General features: G+C 71.8%; 26 protein-coding genes. 16 read left to right on the top strand and 10 right to left on the bottom strand.

Going from position 1 to position 22,719, the window contains the following annotated elements:
- Window positions 1–67: 67 nt before the first annotated feature.
- Entirely contained in the window at window positions 68–1,297 is a 1,230-nt protein-coding gene (locus tag NBZ85_RS04575) for an NAD(P)-dependent malic enzyme (protein WP_261554102.1), read from the bottom strand.
- 440 nt (window positions 1,298–1,737) lie between these two features.
- Here NBZ85_RS04575 and NBZ85_RS04570 point away from each other — a divergent pair, with 440 nt between their 5' ends.
- The 7 genes from NBZ85_RS04570 (at window position 1,738) to NBZ85_RS04540 (ending at window position 7,570) form a co-directional block, all read left to right on the top strand.
- A complete protein-coding gene (locus NBZ85_RS04570; protein ID WP_261561541.1) occupies window positions 1,738–2,601 on the top strand; it encodes an ABC transporter substrate-binding protein in 864 nt (287 codons plus the stop codon).
- Window positions 2,598–3,557: an amino acid ABC transporter permease gene (locus tag NBZ85_RS04565; protein WP_261554104.1), complete on the top strand. Its 960-nt coding sequence runs from the start codon at window positions 2,598–2,600 to the stop codon at window positions 3,555–3,557. Before NBZ85_RS04570 ends, NBZ85_RS04565 begins: the two co-directional genes overlap by 4 nt.
- A gap of 23 nt (window positions 3,558–3,580) precedes the next feature.
- Window positions 3,581–4,339, top strand: a complete 759-nt coding sequence (locus NBZ85_RS04560; protein ID WP_498041231.1) for an amino acid ABC transporter ATP-binding protein — start codon at window positions 3,581–3,583, stop codon at window positions 4,337–4,339.
- 157 nt (window positions 4,340–4,496) lie between these two features.
- A complete protein-coding gene (rfbC, locus tag NBZ85_RS04555; protein ID WP_261554105.1) occupies window positions 4,497–5,123 on the top strand; it encodes a dTDP-4-dehydrorhamnose 3,5-epimerase in 627 nt (208 codons plus the stop codon).
- Complete coding sequence (locus tag NBZ85_RS04550; RefSeq protein WP_261554106.1) at window positions 5,120–5,698, top strand: GNAT family N-acetyltransferase; 579 nt, start codon at window positions 5,120–5,122, stop codon at window positions 5,696–5,698. Before rfbC ends, NBZ85_RS04550 begins: the two co-directional genes overlap by 4 nt.
- 367 nt (window positions 5,699–6,065) lie before the next feature.
- A complete protein-coding gene (locus NBZ85_RS04545; RefSeq protein ID WP_261554107.1) occupies window positions 6,066–6,599 on the top strand; it encodes an anti-sigma factor in 534 nt (177 codons plus the stop codon).
- Entirely contained in the window at window positions 6,596–7,570 is a 975-nt protein-coding gene (locus tag NBZ85_RS04540; protein ID WP_261554108.1) for an RNA polymerase sigma factor SigF, read from the top strand. Before NBZ85_RS04545 ends, NBZ85_RS04540 begins: the two co-directional genes overlap by 4 nt.
- Before the next feature lie 134 nt (window positions 7,571–7,704).
- Here the strand turns inward: NBZ85_RS04540 and NBZ85_RS04535 are convergent, their stop codons facing one another.
- Entirely contained in the window at window positions 7,705–8,235 is a 531-nt protein-coding gene (locus NBZ85_RS04535) for a hypothetical protein (RefSeq protein WP_261554109.1), read from the bottom strand.
- A 197-nt stretch (window positions 8,236–8,432) separates the two neighbouring features.
- Between NBZ85_RS04535 and NBZ85_RS04530 the strand changes: the two genes are divergently transcribed.
- Window positions 8,433–9,446 carry a diacylglycerol/lipid kinase family protein gene (locus NBZ85_RS04530; protein ID WP_261554110.1) on the top strand — a complete coding sequence of 338 codons (1,014 nt, stop codon included), beginning with the start codon at window positions 8,433–8,435 and terminating at the stop codon, window positions 9,444–9,446.
- Between the two features lie 294 nt (window positions 9,447–9,740).
- Here the strand turns inward: NBZ85_RS04530 and NBZ85_RS04525 are convergent, their stop codons facing one another.
- Window positions 9,741–10,517: a glycerophosphodiester phosphodiesterase gene (locus NBZ85_RS04525; protein WP_261554111.1), complete on the bottom strand. Its 777-nt coding sequence runs from the start codon at window positions 10,515–10,517 to the stop codon at window positions 9,741–9,743.
- Window positions 10,518–11,055: 538 nt separating this feature from the next.
- Between NBZ85_RS04525 and NBZ85_RS04520 the strand changes: the two genes are divergently transcribed.
- Complete coding sequence (locus tag NBZ85_RS04520) at window positions 11,056–11,304, top strand: WhiB family transcriptional regulator (RefSeq protein WP_261554112.1); 249 nt, start codon at window positions 11,056–11,058, stop codon at window positions 11,302–11,304.
- Window positions 11,305–11,673: 369 nt separating this feature from the next.
- On the opposite strand, the gene NBZ85_RS04515 is transcribed toward NBZ85_RS04520, so the two are convergent.
- Window positions 11,674–13,134 carry a sensor histidine kinase gene (locus tag NBZ85_RS04515; RefSeq protein WP_261554129.1) on the bottom strand — a complete coding sequence of 487 codons (1,461 nt, stop codon included), beginning with the start codon at window positions 13,132–13,134 and terminating at the stop codon, window positions 11,674–11,676.
- Between the two features lie 100 nt (window positions 13,135–13,234).
- Here NBZ85_RS04515 and NBZ85_RS04510 point away from each other — a divergent pair, with 100 nt between their 5' ends.
- The 3 genes from NBZ85_RS04510 (at window position 13,235) to bioB (ending at window position 16,645) form a co-directional block, all read left to right on the top strand.
- On the top strand, window positions 13,235–14,491 hold the full coding sequence (locus NBZ85_RS04510) for an 8-amino-7-oxononanoate synthase (RefSeq protein ID WP_261561540.1): 1,257 nt from the start codon (window positions 13,235–13,237) through the stop codon (window positions 14,489–14,491).
- Window positions 14,488–15,204, top strand: a complete 717-nt coding sequence (bioD, locus tag NBZ85_RS04505) for a dethiobiotin synthase (RefSeq protein WP_261554114.1) — start codon at window positions 14,488–14,490, stop codon at window positions 15,202–15,204. The genes NBZ85_RS04510 and bioD overlap by 4 nt, the downstream gene beginning before the upstream one ends.
- Before the next feature lie 373 nt (window positions 15,205–15,577).
- A complete protein-coding gene (gene bioB / locus NBZ85_RS04500; RefSeq protein WP_261554115.1) occupies window positions 15,578–16,645 on the top strand; it encodes a biotin synthase BioB in 1,068 nt (355 codons plus the stop codon).
- A gap of 60 nt (window positions 16,646–16,705) precedes the next feature.
- Here the strand turns inward: bioB and bsaP are convergent, their stop codons facing one another.
- Together bsaP and NBZ85_RS04495 are read right to left on the bottom strand one after the other, a co-directional pair.
- On the bottom strand, window positions 16,706–16,900 hold the full coding sequence (bsaP, locus tag NBZ85_RS32985; protein ID WP_368861336.1) for a biotin synthase auxiliary protein BsaP: 195 nt from the start codon (window positions 16,898–16,900) through the stop codon (window positions 16,706–16,708).
- 78 nt (window positions 16,901–16,978) lie between these two features.
- Window positions 16,979–17,209 (bottom strand): biotin/lipoyl-binding carrier protein, encoded by a 231-nt coding sequence (locus NBZ85_RS04495; RefSeq protein ID WP_261554116.1) that lies wholly within the window; start codon window positions 17,207–17,209, stop codon window positions 16,979–16,981.
- Window positions 17,210–17,383: 174 nt separating this feature from the next.
- On the opposite strand from NBZ85_RS04495, the gene NBZ85_RS04490 reads away from it, so the two are divergent.
- Window positions 17,384–18,337: a DUF5317 domain-containing protein gene (locus NBZ85_RS04490; RefSeq protein WP_261561539.1), complete on the top strand. Its 954-nt coding sequence runs from the start codon at window positions 17,384–17,386 to the stop codon at window positions 18,335–18,337.
- Window positions 18,338–18,369: 32 nt separating this feature from the next.
- On the top strand, window positions 18,370–18,444 hold the full coding sequence (locus tag NBZ85_RS33685) for a 50S ribosomal protein bL37 (RefSeq protein ID WP_369299096.1): 75 nt from the start codon (window positions 18,370–18,372) through the stop codon (window positions 18,442–18,444).
- Between the two features lie 45 nt (window positions 18,445–18,489).
- Here the strand turns inward: NBZ85_RS33685 and NBZ85_RS04485 are convergent, their stop codons facing one another.
- The 4 genes from NBZ85_RS04485 to NBZ85_RS04470 form a co-directional block, all read right to left on the bottom strand.
- Window positions 18,490–19,443, bottom strand: coding sequence for an NAD-dependent epimerase/dehydratase family protein (locus NBZ85_RS04485; protein WP_261554130.1), 954 nt, complete (start codon window positions 19,441–19,443; stop codon window positions 18,490–18,492).
- A 119-nt stretch (window positions 19,444–19,562) separates the two neighbouring features.
- On the bottom strand, window positions 19,563–19,847 hold the full coding sequence (gene rsrA / locus NBZ85_RS04480; protein ID WP_261554118.1) for a mycothiol system anti-sigma-R factor: 285 nt from the start codon (window positions 19,845–19,847) through the stop codon (window positions 19,563–19,565).
- Window positions 19,844–20,653: a sigma-70 family RNA polymerase sigma factor gene (locus tag NBZ85_RS04475; protein ID WP_261554119.1), complete on the bottom strand. Its 810-nt coding sequence runs from the start codon at window positions 20,651–20,653 to the stop codon at window positions 19,844–19,846. Before NBZ85_RS04475 ends, rsrA begins: the two co-directional genes overlap by 4 nt.
- 29 nt (window positions 20,654–20,682) lie before the next feature.
- Window positions 20,683–21,342: an alpha/beta hydrolase family protein gene (locus NBZ85_RS04470; protein WP_438803059.1), complete on the bottom strand. Its 660-nt coding sequence runs from the start codon at window positions 21,340–21,342 to the stop codon at window positions 20,683–20,685.
- A 203-nt stretch (window positions 21,343–21,545) separates the two neighbouring features.
- Here NBZ85_RS04470 and NBZ85_RS04465 point away from each other — a divergent pair, with 203 nt between their 5' ends.
- Both NBZ85_RS04465 and NBZ85_RS04460 read left to right on the top strand, forming a co-directional pair.
- On the top strand, window positions 21,546–22,334 hold the full coding sequence (locus NBZ85_RS04465; protein WP_261554121.1) for a class I SAM-dependent methyltransferase: 789 nt from the start codon (window positions 21,546–21,548) through the stop codon (window positions 22,332–22,334).
- 119 nt (window positions 22,335–22,453) lie between these two features.
- A partial coding sequence (locus tag NBZ85_RS04460) for a hypothetical protein (protein ID WP_261561537.1) occupies window positions 22,454–22,719 on the top strand: 266 nt, incomplete at its 3' end.

Raw genomic sequence — 22,719 nt, 5'->3', positions numbered from 1 at the left:
GGCCCCCAGACGCGCTTCGGGGACCCCGCAGGCCTGACCTGCGGGGTCCCCGTCGTCACGGACCCGCTCAGCGCCGGGCAACCCCGTCGGCCCGGGCGGCTGCGGCGACCGCCGCGGAGACCGCCGGGGCCACCCGGGCGTCGAACACGCTCGGGATGATGAGGTCGTCGGCGAGCTCGTCCGCGATCACGTCGGCCAGCGCCTTGGCGGCGGCGAGCTTCATACCCTCCGTCACCCTGCTGGCCCGCACGTCGAGCGCGCCGCGGAACACGCCGGGGAACGCCAACACGTTGTTGATCTGGTTCGGGTAGTCGCTGCGCCCGGTGGCCACGATCCGGGCGTACTTGTGGGCGATCGCGGGCTCCACCTCGGGGTCCGGATTCGCCATCGCGAAGATGATCGCCTCGGGGGCCATGGTGGCGACCGCCTCCTCCGGCACCTGCCCGGAGGACAGGCCGAGGAAGACGTCGGCGCCGCGCAGCGCGTCGGTGATCGAACCGGTCAGGCCGGCGGAGTTGGTCTCGGCGGCGAGCGCGGCCTTGACCGTGGTGAGGGCGTCGCGGCCGGGGTAGATGATGCCGCGGCTGTCACCGACCGCGATGTCGCCGATGCCGGCGGCCAGCAGGATGCGGGTCACCGCGACTCCGGCCGCACCCGCACCGGACACCACGGCACGCAGGTCACCCAGGGTGCGCCCGGTCAGCTTGGCGGCGTTCTCCAGCGCGGCCAGGGCGACGATCGCGGTGCCGTGCTGGTCGTCGTGGAAGACCGGGATGTCGAGGCGGTCCTGCAGCAGGCGCTCGATCGCGAAGCACCGCGGCGCCGAGATGTCCTCGAGGTTGATCCCGCCGAAGCTCGGCGCGAGCCGGACGACGGTCTCGACGATCTCCTCGACGTCGGTGCAGGCGAGCGCGAGCGGGACGGCGTCGACGCCGCCGAAGTGCTTGAACAGCGCCGCCTTGCCCTCCATGACCGGCAGGGAACCCGCTGGGCCGATGTCACCGAGGCCGAGCACGGCGGTCCCGTCGGTGATGACGGCGACCGTGTTCGCCCGCCAGGTGTAGTCGTCGGCGAGGGCCGGCGTCTCGGCGATCGCCATGCACACCCGCGCGACCCCGGGAGTGTAGGCCAGCGAGAGGTCCTCGCGGGTCTCCAGCGGGACGGTCAGCGCGACGCCGATCTTCCCGCCGCGGTGCAGGGCGAAGGCAGGATCGTCGTCGGACGGGCGCGGGCTGACCCCGGCCAGTTCCGACGCGGCGGTGGAGTCGAGGGTCGAGTGGTCAGTGATTGCGGTCACGGAGATTGCTCCTCGGACATGCCGCCGGTGGCCCCTTGAGCAATCGTGGTACCACCTGGGCGGCGCTACAAGACGCCCACCCTCCATGCGTGCCGTGTCCGCGGGAGGGCGGGCCTGAGCGGTCTCACCTCAGGATATTTGATGATCATGAGGCGGGACGAGCGCCCGGGGATTGCCCGGGGTTACATCCAATATCGCACGCCGACCCGCTCGGGCTCGCGCGGAAGCTTCGCCCACGGTGAACCTCGGACGAACCTGACCGCAACGTGATCGAAACATGTCGACACGGAGCGGGCGCGCGAGCGTAGCGGAGACGTCACATGATCAGGGTTGGGTGCACTCGGGCACCGCCCACGTCACATAAACGCATCACCCAATCCTGGAGGTCATCAGTGCACAGCGGCGTTTTCCGTCCTGGTTCAAGGATATCCGCCCTGGTCATGAGCCTTGCTCTGCTGACGATCGTGGCGGCCTGTGGCGATGGCGACTCCGACTCCACCGCCACAGCGGCGGCGACTTCGGCCTCCGACGGCGTCATCGCAGGTCAACTACCCCAAAGTAGCCGAGACAAGGGGACGCTCACGGTAGGCACCGACCCGTCCTACGCGCCGAACGAGTTCTTCGACACGGATGGAAAAACCATCATCGGAATGGATATCGACCTGGCTCGCGCACTCGGCGGTGTCCTGGGTCTCAGGGTCCAGCCCACACAAGTGGTCTTCGACTCGATCCTGCCCGGCCTCGCCTCCGGCCGGTATGACATCGGTATGTCCTCCTTCACCGACACCAAAGAGCGGGAGAAGCAGGTCGACTTCGTGACCTATTACTCGGCGGGCACCTCGTTCATGACCCACGGCCAGGGTGGGGTGGAGGTCACCACACTGGACGATCTGTGCGGGCACACGGTGGCGGTGGAGTCCGGCACCGTCCAGCAGACCGATGCCGGCAATCAGAGCGGCCGATGCACAGCGGCGGGCAAGCCCGCGGTCACCGTGCAGAACTACGACGACCAGAACGGCGCCAACCTGGCCCTCGCCTCGGGCCGCGCCGATCTGTCGATGGCGGACTCGCCGGTCGCCGCCTACCAGGCGAAACTGTCCGGTGGAAAGATCCGGATCGTGGGGAAGCCCTACGGGACCGCGCCCTACGGCATCGCCGTGCCCAGGAACCCGGGACTGGCCGCTGCGCTGCGCGCCGCCATGGCCAAGATCATCGATGACGGTGAGTACACGAAGATCCTCGACCGGTGGGGGGTCCGCGACGGCGCCATCAGCGACCCGCAGATCAACGGCGCCACCGGATGACGGCCGCGGACGCCTCCCCGCCCGAGCGCGGCGCTGCCGTCCCCCCTCTCGCACCAGCACCAGCACCGACGCCTGGCCCCGCGGCGGTGGCAACGGCCGGGACCGGCGTCGGGGTGGACGTCGACGCCGTGCCGCTGCGCCATCCCGGCCGGTGGGCGGCCGGCGTGGTCATCCTGGTGCTCGCCGCGATGGGCGTGCACTCCCTCGTCACAAATCCGAACTTCCAGTGGGGCACCGTCGGCGACTACCTGTTCGCCGAGCCGGTGCTGCGTGGCATGTGGGCCACCGTCTACCTGACGGTCATCGCGATGGCGATCGGGATCGTCGGCGGAATCGGGCTGGCCATCCTGCGGATGTCACCGAATCCTGTCGTGGCCGGCGCCGCCTGGCTGTACATCTGGTTCTTCCGGGGCACGCCGCTGCTGGTCCAGATCCTGTTCTGGAGCTTCATCGGCGCCCTGTACCCCCGGCTTTCGCTCGGAATACCGTTCGGGCCGAGCTTCGTCTCCGGCGACGCCAACCACATCGTGCCGCTGTTCGCCGCGGCGGTGCTCGGTCTCGGCCTCAACGAGGCGGCCTACATGGCCGAAATCGTGCGCGCCGGGATAAACGGCGTCGACGCGGGCCAGACCGAGGCGGCGTCCGCGCTGGGCATGCCCCGGGCGCTGACCCTGCGGCGCATCGTGCTGCCGCAGGCCATGCGGACAATCATTCCCCCCACCGGGAACGAGACCATCTCGATGCTCAAGACGACCTCCCTGGTGAGCGTGATCTCCTACAACGAGCTGCTCAACGCCACCCGGCTCATCTACGCCCGCAACTTCCAGACGGTCCCGCTGCTGATCGTGGCGGCGCTGTGGTACCTCGCGCTGACCTCGGTGCTCACGGCCGGGCAGCACCAGCTGGAGCGCCGCTTCGCGCGCGGGATCCTGCCCCGCGTCGGGGAGCGCCGGTGAGCGCAGACCTGGCCGCCGGCGCGGTGCCGATGGTCCGCGCCGAGCGGGTTCGCAAGTCGTTCGGCCAGCACGTCGCCCTGCGGGAGGTCTCCCTGACCGTGGCCCCCGGCGAAGTGACCTGCCTGATCGGGCCATCCGGCTCCGGGAAGACCACGTTCCTGCGCTGCATCAACCACCTGGAGCGGATCAGCGGTGGCCGGTTGGAGGTCGACGGGGAGCTCGTCGGTTATCGCGAGCACCGCGGCCGGATCCGGGAGCTGCGCCCCCGCGACATCGCCCGCAAACGCCGGGAGATCGGGATGGTGTTCCAGCGGTTCAACCTCTTCCCGCACCTGACCGCCCTGGAAAACATCATCGAGGCCCCGGTCCGGGTGCGCGCCGAGCGGCGGTCCGCTGCGACGCAGCGGGGCCGGGCGCTGCTGGCCCGGGTGGGCCTGGCCGACCGGGCGGACGCCTACCCCGCCGAGCTCTCCGGCGGGCAGCAGCAGCGCGTCGCGATCGCTCGGGCGCTGGCGATGCGCCCCAAGCTGATGCTGTTCGACGAGCCGACGTCCGCACTCGACCCCGAGCTGGTCGGCGAGGTGCTGGAGATCATGCGCCAGCTCGCCGCCGAGGGAATGACCATGCTCGTGGTCACTCATGAACTCGGGTTCGCTCGCGAGGCGGCCGACACCGTCGTCTTCATGGACGCCGGCACGGTCGTGGAGGTCGGCCCGCCGGCCACCCTGCTCACCGCGCCGGCGCACGAGCGCACCCGCGCCTTCCTGTCGAAAGTGCTCTAGCCCACCGTCGGCCTTGCCCACCGTCGGCCTTGTCTCTCGACACCGGCCGCACCACCGTAACCGGCGCTGCGCAAAGCCACACCCGCGCACCAACGCGCGCCGGACCACCGGTCCAGCCTGCGGGGAGACAACCCGTCCAACCGGTACCTTCGCTGTCGTGGAGATCAGCGAACTATCGGTTCCGGACGCCTGGGTGTTCACCCCGCGTCAGCACTCCGACAGCCGCGGGACCTTCCTGGAGTGGTTCCGCTCCGACGCGCTTGCCGAGGTCGTGGGCCATCCGCTGACCTTGTCGCAGGCCAATCACAGCGTCAGCCGGGCCGGGACGCTCCGTGGCGTTCACTACGCTCAGGTGCCACCCAGCCAGGCGAAGTACGTGACGTGCGTCCGCGGGCAAGTGCTCGACTGCGTCGTCGACATCCGCACCGGATCGCCGACGTTCGGCACCTTTGCCACGGTTCTGCTCGACGACGTCGACCGGCGGGGACTGTACGTCTCGGAGGGCCTGGGGCACGCCTTCATGGCGCTGACCGACGACGCGGCGATCTCCTACCTGTGCTCGACGTCCTACACCCCCGGCCGCGAACACGGCGTCGACCCGCTCGACCCCGATCTGGCGCTGCCCTGGCCCGACAGCCTCACGCCGCTGCTGTCCGAGAAGGACGCCGCGGCCCCCTCGCTGAAGGAGGCGGAGTCGGCGGGCCTGTTGCCGACCTACCGCGACTGCCGGGCCTTCTACGACCAGCTACGCGCCCCCGGCGCCGCGGCGGGCGGATCGCGATGATCCGGGTGGCCGGCCCCGGAGACGTCGAGGTCGTCGGAGAGCTGGTCCGGGAGCTCGCCGCCTACGAGCGGGAGGCGGACCGGGTCGCCATGACCCCGGCCGATCTGCAGGCCGCCCTGTTCGGCCCGGTCCCGGCCGCCTACTGCCTCGTGGCCACGGCCGACCAGCCACCCGGGGGTGTTACCCCGATCGGGGGTCCACCCCCAACCGGAGTGGTGCATCCGTCCCCGCATCCGCCCCCGGTCGTGGGCTTCGCGATCTGGCATCCGACCTTCTCCACCTGGACCGGGCAATCCGGGATGTACCTGATCGACCTGTTCGTGCGGCCGGAGCACCGCCGTGGGGGGCACGGCCGGGCCCTTCTCGCCGCCCTCGCCGCGACCTGCGTCGAACGCGGGTACCTGCGGCTCGACTGGGCCGTGCTCGACTGGAACGCACCGGCCCAGGCGTTCTACCGCTCGCTCGCGGCGCAGCCGCTGACCGGGTGGTCGACCTGGCGGGTGGACGGCGACGCCCTCACCGATCTCGCCGCCCTGGCCCGCCCGCGCCCCGGTACCGTCGCCGATCCGGCTTGAAACCGGTTGCTCCGGCCCGGATCGGACCGCCTGTCCGGGCAGCTCGTCCCGGTTGCGGGGCTTTCGCGCGCCAGGTCTCGCCGGCGCCGGCATCGCGCGCATGAGGCCGCCTGCGGGCGCTTACGATCACCCGACCTGCGGGACCCACCGGCGGCTGGGTACGGTGGAGGCGGTGGCTGTCGCCAGCCGCCGACGGAGCGGATCCCATTCAGGCCACGAGGGACGTCACGGCCGAAATGGGGATGCTTGATGCCGTCGGCAAGCGGGAAGGCATTCATCCACAACATCATCGCTCGGCCGGCTCCGGCCGGCGGACCACCCGCGAGGGTCCTCCCTCGCACTACGCAGGCTCTTTGGGGGTAGGAACGTGGATCCGACGCCTTCGACCGGCGGCGCGGAGAACTCCGACACCATCGACAGCCAAACCGCCCACTCCGGCGGACTGCGCGACGTCGTCGCGCTCACCCTGCCCGCGGCCAGCGCATACCTGACCGTCCTGCGCACCGCGACGGCCTCCCTGGCCGCCCGGCTCGACTTCACCCTCGACGACATCGAGGACCTGCGGATCGCTGTCGACGAGGCGTGCGCGCTGCTGCTCGTCTCGGCGGTGCCCGGGTCATCGCTCGACTGCACGTTCACGCTCTCGCCCGGAGTGATGCATGTGCTGGTGACGGTCGAGAGCCTCGACGGCGAGCCGCCCTCCGAGGACACCTTCGCCTGGACGGTGCTCAAGGCCCTCGCAGGCGACGTGGACACCTTCACCGGCCCGGGCAACAAGGTGAGCATCACGCTGCAGAAGCGCCGGGGCGTGCGAGCGGATCTCGGCGAGCCGGCGGGGCACGTCCGCGGATCAGGTGCGGCCAACGAGACACCACTGGGTGACGCGGTAGGTACGCCGTGACATCGACCGGCAGGACCCCGACGCCGCCCCGGACGGCCGCCGGCCAGGATGCACCCGCGGTCGACCCGGTGGCTGCGCTGAGCCAGCGGGGGGCCGCCCTGGACGAACATCCCGCCGAGCGCACCGCGGGCGACCCGGATGTCAGCGCCGAGGTTGCGGCCCAGCCGCTGCCGAGCGTCGAGGTCGAACGCGAGACCACCGACCGTGCCCACTCCCCCGACCGGGCCAGGGCCCGTGCACTGTTCGTACGCCTCGCCGAACTACCCGAGGGCGATGCGGAGCGCGCCGCCATCCGCGACCAGCTCGTCCGGATGCACCTGCCCTTGGTGGAATACCTCGCCCGGCGCTTCCGCAACCGTGGCGAGCCGCTCGACGACCTCGTCCAGGTCGCCACGATCGGCCTGATCAAGTCGGTGGACCGGTTCGACCCGGAGCGCGGGGTGGAATTCTCCACCTACGCCACCCCGACGATCGTCGGTGAGATCAAGCGCCACTTCCGCGACAAGGGCTGGGCGATCCGGGTGCCCCGCCGGTTGCAGGAGCTCAAGCTCTCGCTGACGAAGGCGACCTCCGAGCTGTCCCAGACACTCGGCCGCTCCCCCACCGTGAGCGAGATCGCCCGGCATCTGCAAATGAGCGAGGAGGACGTCCTCGAGGGACTGGAGTCGGCCAACGCCTACTCGGCGGTCTCCCTCGACGCGCCGGACTCCGGCGACGACGAGGCTCCCGCCGTCGCGGACACCCTGGGCGTCCAGGACGAGTCCCTGGAGGGCGTGGAGTACCGCGAGTCGCTCAAGCCGCTCCTGGAGAAGCTCCCGCCGCGGGAGAAGCGCATTCTGCTCCTACGCTTCTTCGGCAACATGACCCAGTCACAGATCGCCACCGAGCTCGGCATCTCGCAGATGCACGTGTCCCGGCTGCTGGCCCGCACCCTGGCCCAGCTCCGCCGCGGCCTACTCGAGGACGGCTGACCCCGTCCGGTCGGCTCCGCGCCGTCTGACCCTCGCCTGCCGCCGTCCGATTCTCACCTGCGCCGTCCAAACCTCGCCCGGGCTGTTCTGACCCCGCCGGGCTTCTGACCCCGCCGGGCGGCTTCGCGCCGCCCTCAGGGGCTCTGCGGCCCGCGGGGAACACGGCCATCGCCACGCTCGGCGCCTTCGTGCTCGCCCTGACCCGCTCGGGTGTCGGGGCCGCTGGCGTCGGACGCCGACGGACCGAACCCACCCGCGGCCAGCAGGGCCCCGACGATCGCAAGGGGGGCGACGAGCAGCGGGATGCCGTAGCCGTAGTCGCCGGCCTGCAGCAGCCCCCAGGCCACCGGCAGGCACAGGATCTGCACGAGGAGGGTGGGCGAACGGTAGGAAGCCCCGCGCCGCAGCACTCCCGCGGCCAGCAGGGCCACGCCCGCGGCTCCGACAATCGCCAGCACCCCGCCGGTCTCGGCGCGCCCGACGTCGTCGATGTCGGAACCGAAGCCGCGCAGCACCTGCAGGACGCCCAGCGCCAGCAGGACGAGCGCCTCGGCAGCAAGCAGGATGCTGGCCACCCAGGCCGGCACGGACGCCGTGCGTGCGGCCTCGCGCAGCTCCTCGAACCGGCCGCCAGCCGGCCGGTCGGGACGGCTCGTAGATCCCATGGTCCGACACTACGTCCCCACAAGGCCACCCCGGTCCCCCGCAGGGCCACGCCGGTCCCCTGCAAGGCCACGCCGGTCGACAACCGGGCTCGGGAGCCGACGATCGCGCCGGCACCGGCCCACGGACCCCCGGTTTCACCGATGTGAGAGTTTTCCCAGCCGCCGCCCGAGATGGACTGGCGGACTACGGTAGAAGCATGCGAGGGCTGCTGGTCGTCAACCCCGTCGCCACCACCACAACCGAACGTGTTCGGGACGTCCTCGCCACCGCGCTCGCGGCCGACGTCACCATGGAGACCGTGCTCACCAAGGGGCCGGGCCATGGGGTCGAGCTCGGGGCGCGCGCCGTGGAACTGGGCGTCGACGTGGTAATCACGCTCGGTGGCGACGGCACCGTGAACGAGATCACCAACGGGCTGCTTCAGAACGGCCCGCTGCAGGACGGGCCGGCGCTCGCGGTGGTGCCGGGTGGGAGCACGAACGTGTTCGCTCGCGCCCTGGGCTATTCGGCCTCGCCGGTCGAGGCGACCGGCGAGCTGCTGAACGCCCTGCGCGAGGGACGCAGCCGCCGGATCAGCCTCGGTCGAGCCGAGTACGGCGGGGAGAGCCGCTGGTTCACGTTCTGCTTCGGCATCGGCCTTGACGCACGGGTGGTCGCGCGAGCCGAGGAGAAGCGGCACAAGGGCCGCCGCAACAGTGCCGGTCTGTTCCTCCGGACGGCGGCGGGCCAGGTGACCCGCGGGGCGGACCGGGGCGCCCCGTCCGTAGTCCTGGAGACGACCGACGCCCACAGCTTCCCCACCGAGGTTGACCTCCCCACCGAGGAAGCCGATGCCCGGGTCGCGGCCGCCGGCGAGGCCTCTGGGAGCGTCGAGGAGCGCATCGCCCTCGGGATCGTCTGCAACACCCGTCCGTGGACCTATCTGAACTCCCGCCCCGTGCTGGCCTGCCCGGAGGCGTCGTTCGACACCGGGTTGGACCTGCTGGCGCTGCGACGGGTGCGGCTGTCCAGCGTGCTGCGCACGGCCTCGCAGATCCTTGCCGACGGGCGCGGCCCGCGCGGTCGCAACGTCGTGCGCCGCCACGACGCGGCCACGATGCGGTTCCTCGCGGATCACCCGCTGCCGCTACAGATGGACGGCGAGTACCTCGGCGAGTATGCCGACGTCGCACTCACCCACCATCCGCGGGCCCTGCGCGTCATCGCCTGACGCGCCCTGCCTCGCCAGACCTCCCGCATCGCCCAGAAGGTATTGCGACCCACCGGAGCTACGCGTCCGGAACTCCACCGCCCTCGCGGCAGCGGTCCGGATTATGGCGCTGCCGACTGGGCCGCAGGCTTCTGTGATCGACCGTGTACGGACAGGTGGCGAGGGCCGGGCACGGTTCGTGCCCGGAATGTCGCTTTTATCCCTCGATGCTCGACGTGATCTGACCGCATTCTGGCCGTGAACCCTCGCGGGATGATCAGGATAGAGAGCACGGGAAGGGCTCTCCCTCTCGACTCAGCTGCCCTCGGTGGCGCCCGCGCCGGAAGGGTCCGGGGTGTCGAGAGCTTGGCGGATCTCGACGGGGTCGTCGCAGATCGCCCCGGCGACCCCGGCGTCCCGCACCTGGCGCGCGGCGCCGACACCGGTGACCGTCCACGTCACCAGGCGTAGGCCGGCCTGCCGGGCCCGGGCGCCTGCGTCCGGCGAGCCGAGCACGGCGCTGGTGTGGGCGTGGAGCTCGGCATGGCCCGCGGACCGTGCGTAGGCCAGGCCGCCGCTGACGGACATCCGCGGCATCGTCAGAAACGCCGTCGTGACCGCCAGCTCCGCGTCGCGCACGGCCTCGATGGCGAACCAGTCGAACGATGACACGGTGATGCCGCCGGCACCGGCGTCGAGGTCGGCCACGGTGGGCCGCGGTCCTGCCCAGCCCCGGGCGCGCAGCCGCTCGGCGAGGGCCCGCGCGGTGCGCTCCCGCGGGGCATCGAAGTCAGGCTGGCCGGGCTGGTTCTTGATCTCGCAGATCAGCCGGCCGCGACCGGCCCAGACGTCGAGGATCTCGTCGAAAAGCGGGATGCCGCGGGCGCGCAGGGCCTCGGTGGGTTGGCGGACGACCGCCCTCCCTGCGGGCCGGGAAAGCCGGGCGTCGTGCACGCACACCAGGTCCCCGTCCGCACTGCGACGGAGGTCGATCTCGACACCGTCCGCACCGGCCCGCAGCGCCGCGTCCACCGCCTCGACCGTGTTCTCCGGGCCAGGGACCCTGCTACCGCGATGACCGAGAACCTCCATGGCCCAACCCTGCCATCTCCGGCGGGCCGAGCGTGTCATGGCAGGCGGGGAGGACGCCGCCCAGCATGGTCCGGAGTAACCCGGATGCACGCAGACGTATGCTGATGCCCAGATGGCATGACGCCGGCCCCTTGATCAGGAAGGGCCCGCCGTATGGCGCGGGGACGGCCCCCATGGCGCTCGGCCCATGCCACCACAGGCCCTATCAACCAGGACTTCTGTGGCGCTTCAGCAACCGTCGGAGACGGTCGCACCCCGTGGCCCATCTGTGTCCCTGCCGGACAAGTGCAGGCCAGGCAGGGTGTGAAGACGGTTGCAGGTTCTTGCGCCCCTGCCCGTTCCGGTGGGAGGGTGGCGAATGTCCGAGGTGGATGCACGTGCACCTGGGCACGCCGACAGTCAGAAACCCGCTCCACGGCCCGCCGTCAGGGTCGAGCAGACACCCTGCTCATTCAATTTTCATCCGCGACACAACCGTAGCGGCTCGCAAAGCGTCTCATGTGCAGTGTGGCTCGAGACGAGAGAGGGAGTTGGACGCATGGACTGGCGCCACAGAGCGCTCTGCCGTGACGAGGATCCCGAGCTCTTCTTCCCGATCGGTACTACCGGTCCGGCGGAACGCCAGGTCGAAGAGGCAAAGGCCGTTTGCGCGCGGTGCGCAGTCACTAGTGACTGCCTCAGTTGGGCACTAGACACCGGGCAGGATTCCGGCGTCTGGGGCGGGCTGAGTGAAGACGAACGCCGGGCGCTCAAGCGCCAGGTCCGGCTGCGGGTGCGAACCGCCTGAGTGCACGACCCCCGGTGGCCCAGCGCCGAAGACCGGGGTGCAGCAAGGACGTGCCACGTCCGCATCACCACAACCGCCCGCGGTAGATCCTGCCCGCCGAGCCTCGTACCATCGGCGGACCACAGTGGTCCCCGCACGACGCCACGCCGCGATCCGTGCCCGAGCACGGGGATGGTGGGCAGCACCATCGGCCGTTCTGTCCGCGCGTCCGCCGCAGCGATGCGGCGCGACGCGGACGGAGCGGCCGAAATGTTTTCGGCCCCTGTCGCAGCCCCCGCGCGCCCCGCCCACGGGCCCGAGGCGTCGCCACACCGACCGCGAACGAGGGACACATCCCGGGGGATACCCCCGCGCGCAGACCCTAAACACTCAACTTTCAGAAAGTGGGATGGACAGCAGCGCCTCGGTGCCTCGCTCCGGACCGGCCTGCAGCCGGATGGTGCCGTGCATCTCACCGAGTACGAGCTGACGGACGATCTGCAGCCCCAGCCGGGGCGAGTGCTCGAGCTGGAAGTCCTCCGGCAGGCCGGCCCCGTCGTCGGCGACGACGACGTCCAGCCGGTCCACCAGGCGCTGCACGCGAATCTCGATCGAGCCCGCCGAACCATCGAACGCATGTTCTACAGCATTCTGTAGAAGTTCCGAAAGCACAAGAGCCAGCGGGGTGGCGAGTTCGCCGGGCAGCCGCCCGAACGATCCCGACCGGCGAGTGTTCGCCCGCGCACCGGTGGACGCCAGGTCGACGGTCACCGACGTGATCTGGTCGGCGATCTCGTCGAACGGCACGCTCTCTCCCAGGCTCTGCGACAGCGTCTCGTGCACAACCGCGATCGAGGTCACCCGGCGCACCGACTCCCGCAGGGCCGATCGCGCCTCGTCGACCTTGGTGCGGCGCATCTGCAGCCGCAGCAGGGCGGCCACGGTCTGGAGATTGTTCTTGACCCTGTGATGTATTTCACGGATAGTGGCATCCTTGCTCAGCAGCAGCGCCTCCCGCCGGCGCAGATCCGAGACGTCCCGGACGAGGACCAGCACCTCCCGGGTGGCACCGGGAAACAGCGGGATCGCCCGCAGCATCACCACCGTGCTGCCGACGGCGGCCTCGACCTCCACCGGCCGGCGCCGGCCGATCGCATGCCAGACGGCGGGCGTGGTCGCGGGCAGGTTCAGCGCGCGGTGCACCGTGCGCAGGTCCTCGCCGGTGACGTTGCCGGTGTAGCCGAGGCGGCGGTACGCCGACAGCGCGTTCGGGCTGGCGAAGATGACCTTGCCGGCGCCGTCGAGCCGCATCATCCCGTCGCCGACCCGGGGTGACTCAGGCAGCTCGGCGGAACTCCCGCGGAACGGGAAGGCACCCTCGGCGATCATCAGGGCCAGGTTGTTGGCACCCTGCAGGTAGGAGGACTCCAGGTCGCTCGGGGTGCGGGGATTGACCAGGTTGGTGTCGCGGGCGAGCACGGCGATCACCTCGTCGCCGTGGCGGACGGGAATCGCCTCCGTCCGCACCGGCACCCCGCCGTCCCACTCGGGTTCGCCCTCCCGCGCGATGCGGTGTTCCCGCCAGGCGTTCTGGACCACCCACCGGTTGATGACGACGCTGCCGACCTCGTCGTTGTGGTACGCGGTCGGGCCGGTCGTGGGTCGGACCTGGGCCACGACGAGGAACTCGGTCCCGCTGGTATGGCCCCGGCCCGAGCCCGAACCGGAACGAACGGGCACAAGGAGCAGCAGGTCAGCGAAGGAGAGGTCGGCGAGCAGAGCCCAGTCCGCGACGAGCGCGTGCAGGTGGTCGATGTCGTCGTCGCTGAGGTCCGTGCTCGCGCGCAGCATGTCGGCGAGGGTTCCCACGGGTCGCAGACTGCCAGACGGACCGGTGCTGCAAGTTGGCGGGCACCCCCGCGCCATCGTCAGGACCCGTACGCTCGCCGTCGTGACCGTCGACAACGCCGCCGCGGCAATGGTTCCCGGCACGCGCATAGCGCCGCAAATCGCCACGAGCGTAGCGAAGAGCACCGCGGAGCCCACCGGCGGCCCGCCCGCGGCCGATCCACTGGCCTGGCTTGCCGATCATGCGCGGGCTCGGGAGGCGGCCGGCCTGCGCCGCCGCCTGCGCCCCCGCGCCCTGGCACCGGCCGCGGACGGCGCCGGGGTGCGCGTCGACCTCGCCGGCAACGACTACCTCGGCCTCGGCGCCCATCCCACGGTCGTCGAGGGGGCCGCGCGCGCCCTGCGGGCATGGGGCACAGGCTCCACCGGCAGCCGGCTGGTAACCGGGACGACCACCCTGCACGGCGAGCTGGAGGCGGCGCTCGCCGACCACGTGGGCTTCGCCGGAGCCTTGGTCTTCTCCTCCGGCTACACGGCGAACCTGGGCTGCCTGACCGGGCTCGCCGGCCCCGGCGACCTGATCGTCTCCGACGCGCTCAACCACGCCTCGATCGTCGACGCCTGCCGGCTGTCCCGGGCGCGGGTGGCCATCACTCCGCACGGCGACGTCGCCGCCGTGGCCACCGCGCTCGCCGCCGGCGGCTGGCGCCGCGCGCTCGTGGTGACCGAGTCGGTGTTCTCCGCCGACGGCGACGCCGCCCCCCTGGCCGAGCTGCACACCACGGCCCGCGCCCACGGGGCGGTCCTCGTCGTCGACGAGGCGCACGGGCTCGGCGTGGTCGGCCCGACCGGCCGCGGCGCGCTGGCCGCCGCCGGGCTCGCCGGGCAGCCGGACGTGGTGGCCACCGTCACCCTGTCGAAGGCGCTCGGCGGCCAGGGCGGCGCGGTCCTCGGCACGACGGCCGTCCGCGAGCACCTCATCGACACGGCCCGCACGTTCATCTTCGACACCGGCCTCGCCCCGGCGAGCGCCGGCGGGGCGCTGGCGGCGCTGACGCACCTGCGGGCCCATCCGGAGCTGCCTGCCACGGTCCGGCGTCGCGCCGACGAGCTCGCCGCGCTCACCGGGGCGCCGCGCCCGGCCGGCGCGGTCGTCTCGGTCGTCGTCGGCGAGCCGGAGCCGGCGGTGGCCGCGGCGGCGACCTGCCTGGCACACGGGGTGGCGGTCGGCTGCTTCCGGCCGCCGACGGTGCCCGCGGGCACGAGCCGGCTGCGGCTGGCCGCCCGCGCCGACCTCAGCGACGCCGACCTGGCGCTCGCGGCCGAGGCGTTCGCCGCCGCCGGGGTGCTCGCCCGATGACGCTGCTGGTGGTCACCGGCACCGGCACCGAGGTCGGCAAGACGGTGGTGACCGCGGCGCTGGCCGCGCTCGCCCACGACCGTGGCCATGCCGTCGCTGTGGTCAAGCCGGCGCAGACCGGTGTCCGGCCCGACGAGCTGGGAGACGTCGACCTGGTTGCCGGCCTCGCGGGCATCCGCGACGTCCACGAGCTGGCCCGTTACCCCGACCCGCTGGCGCCGGCGGCCGCCGCCCGCCGGGCCGGCCGGCCAGCCGTGGATCTCGACGGTCTGGCGGCTCGGATCGGCAAGCTCGCCACCGACCGTGACCTCGTCCTCGTCGAGGGGGCCGGCGGGCTGCTGGTGCGTTACGACGACAACGGCGCGACCCTGGCCGATCTCGCCCGGCTGCTCGCGGCGCCGGTGCTCGTCGTGACGACGGCGGGTCTCGGCGCGCTGAACGCGACCGCGCTGACTCTGGAGGCCCTGGCCCACCGCGGCCTCGACCTCGCCGGCGTGGTGATCGGATCCTGGCCGCGCGAACCGGACCTGGCCTGCCGCAGCAACCTGACCGACCTGACCGACCTGGCCGGTCGGCCGCTGGCCGGGGCCCTGCCCGCGGGCGCCGCCCTGCTGGGCCGGCCCGAGTTCCTCGCGACGGCCCGGCAGGCACTCGAACCCGCCCTCGGCGGTACCTTCCGTGCACAGCAGTTCCGTGAACGCCACCCGGTGTAGGCCGTTCCCCGGCCCATCCACAGCGCTAAATGACCGAATTGTCCAAATTTATAGGCAAGACGGTCCGGACGGCGCCCGGCGGCCGAAGGCGGCGGGAACGGCCTGCTCAGCGCGCCCGAAGCCGGACGGGTGACGAACGTGCCCGATGTCGCTCGGGAAAACCGGGCAGCGCAGCGGGCGCGGGCTCGACAATGGACGGGCACTGCGATCGATCTGCTGACAGGCCAACCCGAGAAACCCCGAGAAACCCCGAGAAACCCCGAGAAGCCCTGACAAGCCGATCCGAGAAGACGATTCGACCAGCCCACCCCGACGACGAGCCAGTCCCATCGCCGAGCGCAATTCCTGCCGACGTCCCGCCTGGAGGACCCCAGTGACCGCACCCGTGACCGCGCACACCGCTTCGGCGACGGCGCCCCCGCACGCGCCGGCCGCCGCCGGGCAGGCCCCGGCCGCCCTGCTCGCCTACGCCCGGCGTGAGGTTCTCGAGGGCGGGCGGGGGCTCGACCAGGCGAGTGTGCTCGCCATCCTGCGACTGCCCGACGAGTACCTGGGCGACGCGCTGGCGCTCGCGCACGAGGTCCGGTTGCGCTGGTGCGGCCCGGAGGTCGAGGTCGAGGGCATCATCAGCCTGAAGACGGGCGGCTGCCCGGAGGACTGCCACTTCTGCTCGCAGTCGGGCAAGTTCGACTCGCCGGTGCGCTCGGCGTGGCTCGACGTGCCCTCGCTGGTCGAGGCGGCCCGTCAGACCGCGGCGACCGGCGCCACCGAGTTCTGCATCGTCGCGGCCGTTCGTGGGCCCGACGCCCGGCTCATGTCCCAGGTCCGCGAGGGGGTCGCGGCCATCCGCGCCGCCGTCGAGATCAACATCGCCTGCTCGCTGGGCATGCTGACCCAGGAGCAGGTCGACGAGCTCACCGAGATCGGGGTGCACCGCTACAACCACAACCTCGAGACGTCCCGCTCGCACTTCCCCAAGGTCGTCACCACCCACAGCTGGGAGGAGCGCTGGGAGACCTGCGAGATGGTGCGCGCCGCCGGCATGGAGCTGTGCTGCGGGGCCATCCTCGGGGTCGGGGAGTCACTGGAGCAGCGGGCCGAGCTCGCCGCCCAGCTCGCCGTCCTAGAGCCCGACGAGGTCCCGCTGAACTTCCTCAACCCGCGGCCCGGTACCCCCTTCGGGGACTACCCGCCGGTGCAGCCGCGCGACGCACTGCGCGCCATCGCCGCGTTCCGACTGGCCCTGCCCCGGACGATCCTGCGCTACTCGGGCGGACGGGAGATCACCCTGGGCGACCTGGAGGCGCAGGGGATGCTCGGCGGCATCAACGCGGTGATCGTCGGCAACTACCTGACAACGCTTGGCCGGCCGGCCGAGTCCGATCTGAAGATGCTCGCCGACCTGAGCATGCCGATCAAGTCTCTGCAGGCCACGTTGTAAGACACCGCCCGGCCGGCCAGGGCCCCGCGAGGCCCTGGCCGGGGGCTGTGCTGCGCGGCCTCAGGCGTTGGTGGCCGTCATGAGGCCGTGCTCGGTGCAGCGCGCCGACCAGCCCGCGGGGGTCACCTGCACCACCATCCGCCGCCGGCAGATCCGGCAGTAACGAGGCGGTTCAAGCTCACGGGCCCGCGCGCACGCCTCATGACGGCCCACACTGGCCAACTGACCGCAACGGTCACAGAACGAAGCGTCCACGAAGTCAGCTTAGGGCATGACGCGACGCAGCCCTCGGCCGACGGCGGAGCCGGGTCTCGGGCCGCTCGCGGCGGCGCCTCAGCCGGCGGCGACCTGCTCGACCAAGGCGATCAGGTCACCGTCCTGGACGACATCGCCCTCCTGCACCGCGATTCGCGCCACCGTGCCGCCGTCCTCACTGATCACCGGGATCTCCATCTTCATGGAGTCGAGGATGACGAGGGCGTCACCGGCGGCCACCGAGTCACCCACACCGACGACGACCTTCCAGACATTGGCCACCATCTCCGCGCGGACTTCCTCGACCATCGGGCTCCCTTCAGCGGCGATTCGAACGTGCCAAGAGCCTAGTGCCACCGGTCACTCTGACCAACGTCTCTCGCCCACAGGTGTGTTCGGACCACCGCACAGGGGCGACTCGACCGCCCGGTGTTGGGACTGTTCGCCGTAAACCCGCAGACTACGCATGTGCTCGTACTTCTCGTGTTGACCCTGGTATGCGGGCTGGGCGTCGGCCTGGCCCGCGGCGGAACCCTGGGCGCCCTCGCCCGCGTCCACGTCCTGCGCCCGTGGTTGTTCGCCGCGGTGATCCTGGTGCTGGCAGTGGGCGGGCTCGTCCCGGCGCTGCACAGCCCCGCCTGGATCGTCGCGGCGGTGCTCGCCGCGTTGTTCGCCGGGATGAACAACCGGCTACCCGGGCTCGGGCTGCTGGTGACCGGCATCATCGCCAACGCCGCCGTCATCACGGTGAACGGCGGGCAGATGCCGGTGTCGTTGTGGGGCGCAGACAGGGCCGGCGTCCCGATCGACGACATTCTCACCTCGGCCTTTCACACCCCCGCCGGGGACGGCACGAGCCTGCGGCTGCTCAGCGACATCATCCCACTGCCCTTTCCGGGGGTGCCGGCGGTGGTGAGCGTCGGCGACGTGGCGATGGCTGCGGCGCTCGGGCTGTTCGGTGCCGTGACCCCGGTGCGGGCCTGGCGCACGCTGCGAGCCCGGCGCCAGGCGGCGCTGACCGGCGCACCACTGGCGGGGTACGGCGACGCGGACGGGCTGATCGGTTCCGACGACGACCTCGACCACGACGACGACCTCGACCACGACGACCTCGACCACGACAATCTCGACCGCGACGACCACGAGCACGGCTACGACGACGGTCCCCGCCATGACGACCAGGCCGGCCGGGACGAGCCCGACGACCACCGCTACGCCGACGGCTCGTTCGACAGCGGCGCGCGGGACAGCGGCGCGGTGGACCCCGTGGACGGGTCCGCCAGCAACGTCCGGCTCGTCGGGAAGGTCCGCGACGAGGGGGGCGAGCGCCACCGCACGAGCGGCGGGCGCGACGTGGACGGCGACGAGCCAGGCGAGGGTGGGGGCGGCCACGCAGGCAGGTCGGTCACCACCCGGCGGCCCGGGCTGGCACGATGACTCCACATCCGATTGATGGAGGGGAGGACGCCATGGCGAAGAAGAAGCGCAAGCGGCGCGCGCGGGCCAAGAGCAAGGCCAACCACGGCAAGCGCCCGAACACCTGAGCAGCCCGGCGGGCCGTGCGAACGCGGCCCGCCGCCAGGCGCCGCTCAGGCCACTGCGACAGCCTGCTGGCGCAGCCAGGCGACGGTGCGCCCCAGGCCCTCGTCGAGATCGACCGTGGGTCGCCAGCCCACCAGTCGCGCCGCCAGGTGCACGGCCAGGGCGATGCGGGCCAGCTCGCCGGGGCGTGCCGGCGCCGGCAGCGGGGTGTCGGGCGCGCCGACGATCGCGGCGATCCGGCTGTGCAACTCCCGCACGGTGGTGGCGACGCCGGTGCCGATGTTGAGCCGGACGCCGTCGGCGGCATCCACCGGCAGCACCCGGGCGAACGCCTCGGCCACGTCGTCGACGAACACGTAGTCCCGGCTCGCGGTGCCGCCACCGAAGATCTTCGCCGGCCGCCCGGCCAGCAGTGCCGTCCCGAAGATGGCGACGACGCCCGCCTCGCCGTGCGGATCCTGCCGCGGCCCGTAGACGTTGGCCAGCGCCAGGGCGGTCGAGGCCAGGCCGTGGGTCGCCCGGTAGACGTTGAGGTACAGCTCGCCGGCGGCCTTGCCCGCCGCGTACGGCGACTCGGGCGCCACCGGCGTCGTCTCGTCCACCGGCAGCCGCGCGGGCGAGCCGTAGATCGACCCGCCGGACGAGGTGTGGATGACCTTGGCCACGCCGGCGAGGCGGCTGGCCTCGAGGACGTTGATCGTGCCGAGCACGTTCTGCCGGGCGTCGCGCAGCGGGTCGGCGACGCTGACCCGGACGTCGATCTGGGCGGCCAGGTGGGCTACCACCTCGGGTCGCACCCGGCCGACGAGGGCGGGCAGCTCGGGCGAGGTGACGTCGACCTGCTCGAAGGAGAAGCGGGGATCCGCAGCCGCGGCGGTGAGGTTGGCCAGCCGACCGGTGGACAGGTCGTCGACGCCGACGACGCTGTGGCCGTCGGCCAGCAACCGATCGGTGACAGTGGAACCGATGAAGCCGGCCGCGCCGGTGACGAGGATGCGCACGACGCAGGACACTAGCCCGCGCGCCTGTGCGCCACCTATCCCTAGCCTGTACTCAGCGTGACTGTGACGCAGTGATCGCCGGCTGGCGCGAGCCCCATGCCGGGGCCCGCGGCCGCGCGCTAATCAGGCCGGAACTCGGTGGCGTCCGCCTCCACCCGGGCCGACCGGAGCCGGGCCAGGACGCTGGTCCTCAGCGAGTCCGGCGCCCGCTCCCCGCCGCACTTGCGGGCGACGAGCATCTTCACCTCGTGTTCCACACCAAACTCGCGCAGGCACGGGGAGCACTCGTCGAGATGGGACCGGATGAGGTCGTGCTGCCCGCCGTCGCACTCGCCGTCGAGGTACAGGAAGACCGCGTCGAGCACCTTCCGGCAGTCGATCGCGTGCTCACCGCCGCAGCTCACGACGCACCACCCTCGCCGTCGGCGGACCCGGCGCCCACCAGCCCACGACCCGCCGCGTACTTGTCCAGGGACTTGCGCAGACCGCGACGGCCACGGTGCAGCCGGGACATCACGGTCCCGATCGGCGTTCCCATGATCTCCGCGATCTCCTTGTAGGCGAAGCCTTCGACGTCGGCGAGATACACCGCCATCCGAAAGTCCTCCGGCAACGCCTGCAACGCGTCCTTGATGTCGCTGTCGGGCAGGTGCTCCAGCGCCTCGGTCTCGGCGCTCTTCAGTCCGCTGGACGTGTGCGACTCCGCCTCGGCGAGCTGCCAGTCCTCGACCTGCTCAGTCGGGCTCTGCAACGGCTGCCGCTGCCGCTTGCGGTAGGTGTTGATGAAGGTGTTGGTCAGGATCCGATAGAGCCAGGCCTTGAGGTTCGTGCCCTCCTGGAACTGGTGGAAGGCCGCGAAGGCCTTGACGAAGGTCTCCTGGACGAGATCCTCCGCGTCGGCCGGATTGCGGGTCATCCGCAGCGCGGCCGCGTACAGCTGGTCGAGGTACGGGAGGGCGTCGCGCTCGAACCGCGCGCCCCGCTCCTCGGTGGTCTCGTCGACCAGGATCACTCCCTCACCGTCGTGCCTTCCGACGGCCCACTCCGCGCTCAGCGCGCCGGACCGGACGGAACCGGACCGTCTCTCCGGAGCGGACGATACCCCGACCAGGGCCTCGGCGCGTATCGGCACGACGGCCGCAGGGGGCCGTTGTGGGACAAATCGCGGCTGCACCGGCGGCTGCCGGTGCGTGGCGTTCGCACGAGTCATGAGACCTCCGTGACCTCGTCTGACACTGGTCACAACGCCGATCGCCCCGCGGCTGATTCCCGCGCCGGGGCCGGGGACCCCAACCGTTCGAGCAGGAATGCGGCGCCTACCCGGGCAGCCTCCGCGACGGCGTCGCCGGCCGGCCGGCCGTCGCGCACCCGGGTGCGGAACGAGTGGTCGCCGCCCACGACGAGGTGCACCTGCCGGTCTAGCACCGGATCCGGCGCCGGCCGACCAAAGGAGTCCCGGTCCCCCTGGACGACGAGGACGGGCACCCCGGCACCATCGAGCTCCCCCTGCCTCGACGGCTTCGGCTGGCCCGCCGCGGTGGTGCCCGGCGGCTGCAGCGGAAAGCCCAGGGCAAGCACTCCGCACCCGCCCGTCTCCGCGGCTACCCGCATGGCCACCCGCGAGCCCATCGACACCCCGGCGAGGGCAAGCGGGCGCGGCGCCCCGAGCACCTCGATCGCGGCCGTGGCCACCGCGTCGAGGCGAGCCGGCCGGTCCGGCGCCCGGCGCCCGGCCACCCGGTAGGGCATCTCCAGCCGGGCGACCCGCACCCCGGCGACGCTCAGCGGGGCGGCCAGCGCGTCGAACAGCGGCGTGTCAACGCCACTGCCGGCGCCGTGCAAAAAAAGGACGGTCGACAGGCCGGTCCCGGGAACCACCCGCAGCCGGCCGCCGTCCACAGCTGTGTGGGCACAACCCAGGCAGGCACCATCAGGGTGGGCACCGGGCTCGGGGGCGACCCCGGGCAGCGGTGCAGCCGACAGGCATCTATCCGACACAGCAGGGAAGGACACGGCGTGGTCGAGCGTGGAATCTGTCAGACTTCCACCTTGAGTGTGTGACTTGCCTCGCATCATCGCCTCCCGAAGGGTAGGAAAGCTTCATGCTGCCTGGCCCCGACGCCGACCCGGGCCCGCCTCGTGGACGAGCGAACACCCTGGTCTGCGAGGCACCAGCAGACAGTGACGATCCGTACTGGGCCTTCTATGAGGAGGTCGCGTCGGTACAGCTCCGAGAGTGGCTGCCGGCGCAGCCGGCCCGGGTGCTCGACGTCTCCGGCCCGCGGGCCCGCTTCGCCCGCCAGATGGTGACCGCGGGTCACCAGGTCGTGCGGGTGGTGGCCCAGGCCGACCCGGCCGACCCGGCCGCCGGTCCGGGCACACTGCTGCCGATCGTCGGCGACGCCCGCTCGCTGGACTGGTTCTCCCCCGGTTCGTTCGACGCGGTGCTCGCGGAGGCACGGGCACTGTCGTTCTGCCTGGCCACGGAGACGACCCTGGACGAGATCCACAGCATGCTCCGGCCGGGCGGCCGGCTGCTGCTCTGCGTCGATTCGCTCCTGCTCGGCCTCGCCCGCCTCGCCGAGCAGCACCGCTGGGCAGAGCTGTCCGACGTGCCGCGCGCCGACGTCGTGCTCGTTCCCGCCGAGGACGGCACGATCACCCGCTGCTTCTGGCCAGAGGAGCTGAAGGCGCTGCTGACCAGCGCCGGCTTCGACGTCGACTGGATCCGACCGCGCACGGTGCTGTCCGCCGAGGCGGTCAAGCGGGCCGTGGCCGAGGACGTCTCCTGCTTCCCCACCCTCGTGCGCACCGAGGTGGAGCTCTCCGCCGAGCGCGAGGGTGAGTCCATCGGCATCCACCTGATCGCCTCGGCTCGCCGGCCCGCATAGGCGTGTAACAGGTTGTAATCGTTCGCGGGTCTTGCTTTTTGTGGCAGCCCCAGTGCAGCCCCTCCGCGGGCCGCGCGACGGATCGTGCGTCAGCGGCGGATGTGCGAGAAAGCGCGTCCATGGCTCTTCCGCAGGGTTCGGCGCCCGTTTTATCCCTGCGGAAGCAACAGACGGCGCCTCCCCTGCACCCCGCCCCCCTCGCGGAGGCGAGGCCGCCGCTGCAACCGCGCTCCTGCGCGATCACCGTCCGATGGCACAGCGCCTTCGACTACCTCGACGCCTGCCCCGACAAGAGCAACCACAACCCCAAAAAAATCCCGCTCCACCAGCCCCCCCAACAGCAGATGCAGGAGGTTATTCACGGTTCGCCTGCCCGCGACCGTCA

Source organism: Frankia tisae (assembly GCF_025403405.1).
GTDB classification, from domain to species: domain Bacteria; phylum Actinomycetota; class Actinomycetes; order Frankiales; family Frankiaceae; genus Frankia; species Frankia tisai.
The sequence above is the reverse complement of the archived record's forward strand: the minus strand, read 5'-3'. Positions and strand labels throughout refer to the sequence as shown.

What these genes read in the sequence shown, in the direction of transcription:
- NBZ85_RS04465 (WP_261554121.1), top strand. Translation starts at nt 21,546, where the DNA reads ATGCTGCCTGGCCCCGACGCCGACCCGGGCCCGCCTCGTGGACGAGCG.
- NBZ85_RS04535 (WP_261554109.1), bottom strand. Translation starts at nt 8,235, where the DNA reads ATGGGATCTACGAGCCGTCCCGACCGGCCGGCTGGCGGCCGGTTCGAG.
- NBZ85_RS04570 (WP_261561541.1), top strand. Translation starts at nt 1,738, where the DNA reads ATGAGCCTTGCTCTGCTGACGATCGTGGCGGCCTGTGGCGATGGCGAC.
- NBZ85_RS04565 (WP_261554104.1), top strand. Translation starts at nt 2,598, where the DNA reads ATGACGGCCGCGGACGCCTCCCCGCCCGAGCGCGGCGCTGCCGTCCCC.
- NBZ85_RS04520 (WP_261554112.1), top strand. Translation starts at nt 11,056, where the DNA reads ATGGACTGGCGCCACAGAGCGCTCTGCCGTGACGAGGATCCCGAGCTC.
- bioD (WP_261554114.1), top strand. Translation starts at nt 14,488, where the DNA reads ATGACGCTGCTGGTGGTCACCGGCACCGGCACCGAGGTCGGCAAGACG.
- NBZ85_RS04495 (WP_261554116.1), bottom strand. Translation starts at nt 17,209, where the DNA reads ATGGTCGAGGAAGTCCGCGCGGAGATGGTGGCCAATGTCTGGAAGGTC.
- NBZ85_RS04515 (WP_261554129.1), bottom strand. Translation starts at nt 13,134, where the DNA reads ATGCTGCGCGCGAGCACGGACCTCAGCGACGACGACATCGACCACCTG.
- NBZ85_RS04475 (WP_261554119.1), bottom strand. Translation starts at nt 20,653, where the DNA reads ATGACTCGTGCGAACGCCACGCACCGGCAGCCGCCGGTGCAGCCGCGA.
- NBZ85_RS04550 (WP_261554106.1), top strand. Translation starts at nt 5,120, where the DNA reads ATGATCCGGGTGGCCGGCCCCGGAGACGTCGAGGTCGTCGGAGAGCTG.
- NBZ85_RS04530 (WP_261554110.1), top strand. Translation starts at nt 8,433, where the DNA reads ATGCGAGGGCTGCTGGTCGTCAACCCCGTCGCCACCACCACAACCGAA.
- NBZ85_RS04525 (WP_261554111.1), bottom strand. Translation starts at nt 10,517, where the DNA reads ATGGAGGTTCTCGGTCATCGCGGTAGCAGGGTCCCTGGCCCGGAGAAC.